This is a genomic window from Capnocytophaga sp. oral taxon 329 str. F0087 (assembly GCF_000213295.2).
Taxonomy (GTDB): domain Bacteria; phylum Bacteroidota; class Bacteroidia; order Flavobacteriales; family Flavobacteriaceae; genus Capnocytophaga; species Capnocytophaga leadbetteri_A.
In genome coordinates this window covers 1-7,230 of record NZ_KN389996.1, presented here as the reverse complement: position 1 = coordinate 7,230, position 7,230 = coordinate 1, and the positions used below count along the sequence as shown (strand labels likewise).

5 protein-coding genes are annotated in these 7,230 nt (G+C 37.1%); all 5 read left to right on the top strand.

Features of this window, described 5'->3' with window-relative positions; all coding sequences use genetic code 11:
* A partial coding sequence (locus HMPREF9074_RS04520) for a helicase-related protein (RefSeq protein ID WP_034539810.1) occupies nt 1-2,677 on the top strand: 2,677 nt, incomplete at its 5' end.
* A gap of 241 nt (nt 2,678-2,918) precedes the next feature.
* Complete coding sequence (locus HMPREF9074_RS04515; protein WP_009389019.1) at nt 2,919-3,986, top strand: PKD domain-containing protein; 1,068 nt, start codon at nt 2,919-2,921, stop codon at nt 3,984-3,986.
* 25 nt (nt 3,987-4,011) lie between these two features.
* On the top strand, nt 4,012-5,094 hold the full coding sequence (locus HMPREF9074_RS04510) for a hypothetical protein (RefSeq protein ID WP_009389020.1): 1,083 nt from the start codon (nt 4,012-4,014) through the stop codon (nt 5,092-5,094).
* The gene (locus HMPREF9074_RS04505; RefSeq protein WP_009389022.1) at nt 5,073-5,663 is read left to right on the top strand and encodes a hypothetical protein; all 591 of its coding nucleotides are present in this window, start codon (nt 5,073-5,075) and stop codon (nt 5,661-5,663) included. Before HMPREF9074_RS04510 ends, HMPREF9074_RS04505 begins: the two co-directional genes overlap by 22 nt.
* A 39-nt stretch (nt 5,664-5,702) precedes the next feature.
* The coding region (locus HMPREF9074_RS04500) for an AAA family ATPase (RefSeq protein ID WP_034539804.1) at nt 5,703-7,230 on the top strand (1,528 nt) is incomplete at its 3' end.

The window sequence follows — 7,230 nt, the reverse complement described above, 5'->3', positions numbered from 1 at the left end:
GTATGATAGTCAGAAAGATGCTATTTGGATGATAAAGCTCAACAATGGGGCGATTTGCGACCACGAGGTAGGAGCTGGTAAAACCCTTATTATGTGCTGTGCCGCTCAAGAGATGAAGCGTTTAGGATTGGCGCACAAGCCGATGATTATAGGGCTTAAAGCCAATGTACACGAAATAGCCGAGACCTATCGCCGTGCCTATCCTTTTGCTAAAATCCTTTACCCTGGCAAGGAGGATTTTACCCCTCAAAAGCGTTTGCGTATCTTTGGAGACATCAAAAACAATGATTGGGATTGCGTAATTCTCACCCACGACCAGTTTAAGATGATACCGCAATCCCCCGAGGTGCAACAGAGCATTTTGCAAGAAGAACTCCAAGATGTTGAAGAGAGTCTTTGGCAGTTGGAAAAACAAGGCAGTGAAGTCTCTCGTGCGATGATTAAAGGAATGTACAAGCGTAAAGAAAACCTAGAAGTAAAGCTCAAAACCTTAGAACACGACATCAATGAGCGCACCGATGATACAGTAGATTTTAAGATGATGGGCATTGATCACCTCTTGGTAGATGAAAGCCATAAGTTCAAAAACTTAATGTTCAATACAAGGCACGATAGAGTGGCGGGATTGGGAAACTCACAAGGCAGTCAAAAAGCCCTCAACCTGCTTTTTGCCTTGCGAACTATTCAAGAGCGTACGGGTAAGGATATGGGGGCTACTTTTCTATCGGGGACTACTATTTCCAATTCACTTACTGAGCTTTATTTGCTCTTTAAGTACCTGCGTCCTCAAGCCTTAGAAAAGCAACAAATTCACTGTTTCGATGCGTGGGCAGCAATCTATGCCCGCAAGACCACCGATTACGAATTTTCAGTGGCTAACAACATTGTGCAGAAAGAACGCTTCCGCTACTTTATCAAAGTACCCGAATTAGCGCAGTTTTACGCTGAAATAACCGATTATAGAACCGCAAAGGATGTTGGGATAGACAGACCCGAAAAGAACGAAATTTTACACAATATACCTCCTACACCCGATCAAGAGGTATTCATTCAAAAACTAATGGAGTTTGCCAAAACGGGTAATGCAACCCTCTTGGGGCGTGCGCCACTATCCGAGTCCGAGGAAAAAGCCAAAATGCTTATTGCAACTGATTATGCCCGTAAAATGTCCTTAGATATGCGAATGATCTCCGATAAGTACGAAGATCATCCCGATAACAAAGCCTCTCATTGTGCGATGAAAATCAATGAATATTATCAAAAATACAAAGCACAGAAAGGCACTCAGTTTGTCTTTTCTGATTTGGGTACTTACAAGCCCAACGAGTGGAATCCTTACACTGAAATCAAACGCAAATTAGTAGAAGACTATGGTATTCCTGCCCACGAAATCCGTTTTATCCAAGAGGCTAAAAACGATAAAATGCGCAAACAACTCATCAGCGACACCAACGAGGGCAAGATACGGGTACTCTTTGGCTCTACCGATATGCTTGGCACAGGGGTCAATGCACAGAAAAAAGCCGTTGCTGTACATCACTTGGATACCCCTTGGCGACCCAGTGACCTGCAACAAAGGGACGGACGTGCCATTCGCAAGGGCAATGAAGTGGCCAAATATTTTGCTGATAATAAGGTGGATGTGATTATCTATGCCGTTGAAAAATCTTTGGACTCTTACAAGTTCAATCTACTATTTAACAAACAGCTCTTTATCGACCAGCTTAAAAACAATAAGTTAGGTAAACGAACCATTGATGAGGGAGCTATGGACGAAAAGTCGGGAATGAACTATTCTGAATATGTAGCTATCCTTTCAGGAAATACCGATTTGCTCGAAAAAGCAAAGTTAGAAAAGAAGATTGGGGCTTTAGAGAGTGAAAAGCAAACGTTCTTACGCTCTAAATACACCTCTAAAAACCGTTTAGATAACCTCTGTAGCGATTTGAAAGCCCTACAAGATCGCTTGTATCGTTTTCAGACGGATTGGCAAAACTTTTCAGATAAAGCTGTACGCCGAGAAGATGGCTCGGTAGTCAATGCCTTGCGCTTGGATGGCTTAGAGGAAAAGAGCAGTGTAAAGCAGTTAGCGCAAAAGTTACAGGACTATGCCCAAAACGCTCGTACCAAAGGCGAATATCAAGAAATAGGAAGTATCTATGGTTTTCAGATATTAGTTAAGACTGAAGTCTCTAAAAAAGACGAACTTGACCTAAAAGAAAATCGTTTTTTTGTACAAGGGGAAGGAGGTATCAAATACACCTACAACAACGGACGATTGGCAAGCGACCCTAACCTTACTGTGATGAATTTTGTCAATGCCATTGAGAAAATCCCTGCAATAATGGAAAAGGAAGAAAAAGAGATTGCTCTTGTTCAAAAGGATATTCCTCTTCTAAAGGAAATCATCGAAAAAGTATGGGGCAAAGAAACACAGCTCTCCGAGCTTAAAACTGAGCTCTCAGCCCTCGATAGGAAAATACAACTTTCACTATCCTCCGATACTCCACAAGAGGCACAAGAAGGAGCCGAAAAACAAGAGGTACAAGAGGCAGAAGAACTCAATAAAGAGCTATCACAAGAGAGTCAAAAAAGCGAAACTCAAGAAGCCCCAACTCCCACGAAGGAGTTTGTAAGAGAGACTCTTAACAGAAATTCACGAGGCTTTAAAATGTAACGTTCATTCCTTTAATACTTGTATATCTCCATTTTGAAAACCAGCAAAACATCAGTTCTGCTGGTTTTCTTTTTTCTTTTACTCTTACTTGATAAATAAGGGATTGCAAATAATTTTGCAAGGATCTTGTGAAAATAGTTTTATTTTTTGTTTGGCTGTTTCACAAAAAAATACTAATTTGCACCGCAAAGAGAAATTTTAGCCAAAAATAGGCTGACATAATAAAAAAAAACAATATTATATGAATCATAAATCTACTGGTTTCCTCCCTAAATTTGACCCTAAAATCTATTGGAGTTTTGGAATTCTCCTTTGTCTTGGTATTTTCTTATTCATTTTTCAATGCTCTCGTCACGTAGACTGTCAGGAGGCTAACTTCTATGTCTTTGCAGATAACTATGCGGTGAAGGAAGTAATTGAGTTTGGTGATAAAACCAAAAATGCCAAATTGTGGAAATGGGATTTTGGCGATGGGTCTCCTGCAGATTTTAGGCAACGCACTTTCCATACCTATGAAAAGACAGGTGAATATATCGTTACTCTTACCATCAATGGCTCTTGTACGTCTCAAAAAGTGCTTACTATAACCTCTTTGAACCAACAAATAGGTTATTTGCCTATTATCAAAGCCCCTGATGTTGTCTTCTTAGGAGAGACTATTAATTTTATAGGGCAAAAACAAGGAGGTATTTCTTTTGAGTGGAGTTTTGGAGAGACTTCAGCCACCGATGCCATTGGAGATTCAGTAACTTATAAGTTTAAACGTGTGGGACAAAAAAAAGTAACCCTCATTGTTAATGGTGATTTAGACCATATTGCTACCAAAACCATTTATGTAGCTCCCAAACACGTAGTAGCTAAAGATCCTATTGATATGGAAAGCTATGAATACGAACAGCCCCATAGTGATTTTTCACTGCCTATGGGCAAAGCACAGAAAGACCCTTTGGTAGATATGCTCACCAATATTCCCGTTGCTCCTAAAGACCCTAAGCAAGAGGAAACACCTTCTCCTACCAATAAAGTACCTGATATTTCTAATGAGCAATTTATCTTACTTCTTAACGGGGTCGCTTCACAAGCTAAGACAAAAGATGATTTTAAAGAATATCTTTGCGAGAATTACCAAGTGCCTGTAGTTATCAATGACGATAAAATTGTACCCTTTGTACAGTTTTGTAAAGAGATTTCTGGAAAGAAAATAAAAATAGAAACATTACGTCTGCAAAAAGACGTTAATAATACTTGTATCCAAAATATCCACATTTACTACAGAGTAAAAGGAAAGATATTCTGGAAGAAAGGATGATAATAATTTAAAAATATAAACAATTATGAGTTCAACAACACTTTTTGAAATACCTTTTTCAGAGTTCCAATTGAAGAATTCTGTATCATCAGCCTTACAACAAAGTTTAAACAACCCTACTAAATTTTCTATTGAAAGTAATTTAGAAGCGGTTGTTAGAAGTTATATGCAGGAAAATTTAAAAAATGTAAGATTGGGGAGTCAATGTGAAAATTGTCCTCCAAATAATGGACTAAGAACTAATTTTTTGATTACTCTACAAATACAAATAGATTACAAGATAAGTTTTAAAGCAGGAGTACACGCTGGTTTAGAGTATCGCTTTGGTGATTTTTACAGTAATCAGTCGTTAAATTTTTCATTTTACAATTCAGGATTAGGAACACCTATCTATGATAATAGTAAAGAAAAACAAATGGTAGTAGTAGATGCAACTATTTATTTAGGAGCAGGGATAGGTAAAGGAGAGGCAGACGCAATGAATCAGTATATTATCAATTATGATACCCCAATTCCTGTGTCAAACACTTTTAAAAATTCAGGTAGTTATGGAGCTGCTTTTACTTGGAACTCTGCTGTAAATCAAAAATTTAACTTAGGAGATGTTCAACGAATGGGAGTTTGGAACTTTAGGTCTGGAGATTTTGGTTTAAGTACCTATAATGATTCAAAAAAAGGATATATTGGAGGTGGTACCGATCATGGAAATACAGGAGGTATTACACTAAGTTTCAATATTGCAAATTGGGGAAATTTGGAATTAGGTTATCAAAATTTTACAGGGAAGTATAATGAAACAGGAGCCCCAGAACAAAAAATGAAATATTTAAACTATTTAAGAAAAGAAAAAGTGATAACTAAGGATGTATTTAAACAAAAAATAGAAGAGTTATTAGAAAAATCTCCTTACCATTCTCAAGATAATTACCAAAAAAGTCTTAATCGTGCTTCTAATTTTTTAAGATTTCAAAAAGATAAAAACTCCATTCGTTTAGATGTAGAAAGTAAAGGTTGGTTTCAAAATAGTATTCACAATAAAATAAAAGACTCTAAATTTGAATATGATAACCCTAAACCAATAAATTTATGGAAAGAAGATACATTTTAGTATTAGCATTGTTAGGGTTATTTTGTAATAGTTGTATCTATTATGATTTGTATTTTAACAGAAATTACTATCGTCCTGAACAGGGAGCAAGTTCACGCCCCATTCTACCTCATTTTCGTTTAGCAAAACCAGAGCCTTATCGCTTAAAGACAGAAGATCTGATTGATACAACTGTAATTTATGTTAGGAAATATAAAATTTTAGAAGAAGATGAAATCTATTTTCTCAGATTTTTTGGTAATGGTAGGGTTGCATCAGGTTTTTTAACAAAAGATAGTTTAAGCTACAATAATATCAAAAGAAGTGTAGCGGGATATTATCGAATGCGTAGTCCTATGGAATTAGAGTTACAACAATTTTTAGCCTATAGCATAACTCATGCTTCTTATGAATATAGTCGTGGTATTATCAAAGGAGATACTATTTTTCTTTTTCCTTATGCTAAGAAAAAAGAAAAATTATCAGAACCTTTAATAAACAATGGTAAATGGAAAGGCAAAAAAAATAGTAATTGTGCGATTTATATCAAACAAAAAGTAGATACCCTTACAGGCACTCCTGACTGGTAAAGCAAACATATTCACTTAACAAATAAATATAAAAAAACAATGGAAGAAAAGAAATTGAGCTATACCCCAGAGGTTATTAAAGCATTGGAGATAGCACAGAAAATAGCTCGTGAAAATATGAATGCTCGTTACTCTGGCGGACACTTGTTAAAAGCTCTTCTCAACAGAGATTTACCACTTTTAAAGCTCTTGGAATCTAAAGGTGTCGATGTGTTCTATTTAGAAGAATGGGCTGAAGTGCGCATTGAGGAAGCTCTAAAAGCCACCAACACTTATTCCTGCGACCCCGATGAAGTGATAGACACTATCTTCACTGAAGCAGAAGCTATTCGGGAAATTTTAGATGAGGAGGAAATCTCCTTATGGGATGTATTTGTAGCATTGAGTACTCAGGGAGTAGCTTTTAATTTCGACCAAATGAAAACCTATCCTGTAACTCGTGCCGAACTCTTAGAAACGCCCCCTTTTCTTGCTACCTCTGCCGAAAAACCTTTTTCTTCTGCTCCTCTTTCTTCCACAGCTAAAGGGTTTTTGCAAAAATATTGTGTTGATAAAAAAAATGTCCTAAAAGCTAAAGCCTCAAAAGAAATACCTGTTGGCAGAGTTGCCGAAACTCAAAAAATTACTGAAATACTGTGCAGATTTAGCAAACAAAATGTGCTTATCATAGGCGATTCAGGTATAGGAAAAACTACCCTTATCAATAGTTTTGTGCAGAAGGTTATAGCGGGTCAAGTCCCCGATGTGTTGTCTAACATAGCCATATTTGAATTGGATATGGGAGCCCTCATAGCAGGAGCTTCCTATAAAGGAGAGATAGAAGACCGTATCAAGAACATAGCCCAAGAACTCAAGCAATATCCTAAATCAGTACTTATCATTGAGGAATTACACGCACTTTTAGGTAACTCTTTTGATTCCTCTATGGCAAATCTACTTAAAAGTGAACTTACCAAAGGACTCACTGTCATAGGCACTTCTACTATTGATGAATTTACCAAGAAAATAGAAAAATCGGGTTTAGAACCTTTGTTTGAAAAGGTAGAATTGCAAGAAAGTGATGATGAAACCCATTTTAGAATGTTGCGTCAAACGCTTTCAACTTACGAAAACCACCATCATATAGCCATAACCGATGAGGCAATTTGGGAAGCCATACGCCTTTCTAAAAGGTATTTAAAAGAAAAAAGTCTGCCTGCCTCAGCGATAGACCTCATAGACCATACAATGTCAGTTGTGAAAACAGCAGGAGCATCTTTCTTAAAAGAAAAAAATGCCTTGCTTACACAAATAATTCACTTGGAGGACAATACACAAGGTTTTACAGAAGAACAACGCAAAAAGAACGCTGCTTGGTTATTGAATGATATCAAACAGCGCATTCCCTTTTTATTAGATGCCTCTACCCTTTTAGAAGAGGAACAAACTACTACTTTTGAAACTGCTGATAGCCTATTGAGCTATGGACGCAAACTCATTACCGAAGCTGAAAAAGTAGCTCAAGAAAAACGTTCTCACATCACCGAATGGGACTTAACCGTACTCATCTCTCAAAAAACGAATATTC

What these genes read in the sequence shown, in the direction of transcription:
- HMPREF9074_RS04515 (WP_009389019.1), top strand. Translation starts at nt 2,919, where the DNA reads ATGAATCATAAATCTACTGGTTTCCTCCCTAAATTTGACCCTAAAATC.
- HMPREF9074_RS04505 (WP_009389022.1), top strand. Translation starts at nt 5,073, where the DNA reads ATGGAAAGAAGATACATTTTAGTATTAGCATTGTTAGGGTTATTTTGT.
- HMPREF9074_RS04510 (WP_009389020.1), top strand. Translation starts at nt 4,012, where the DNA reads ATGAGTTCAACAACACTTTTTGAAATACCTTTTTCAGAGTTCCAATTG.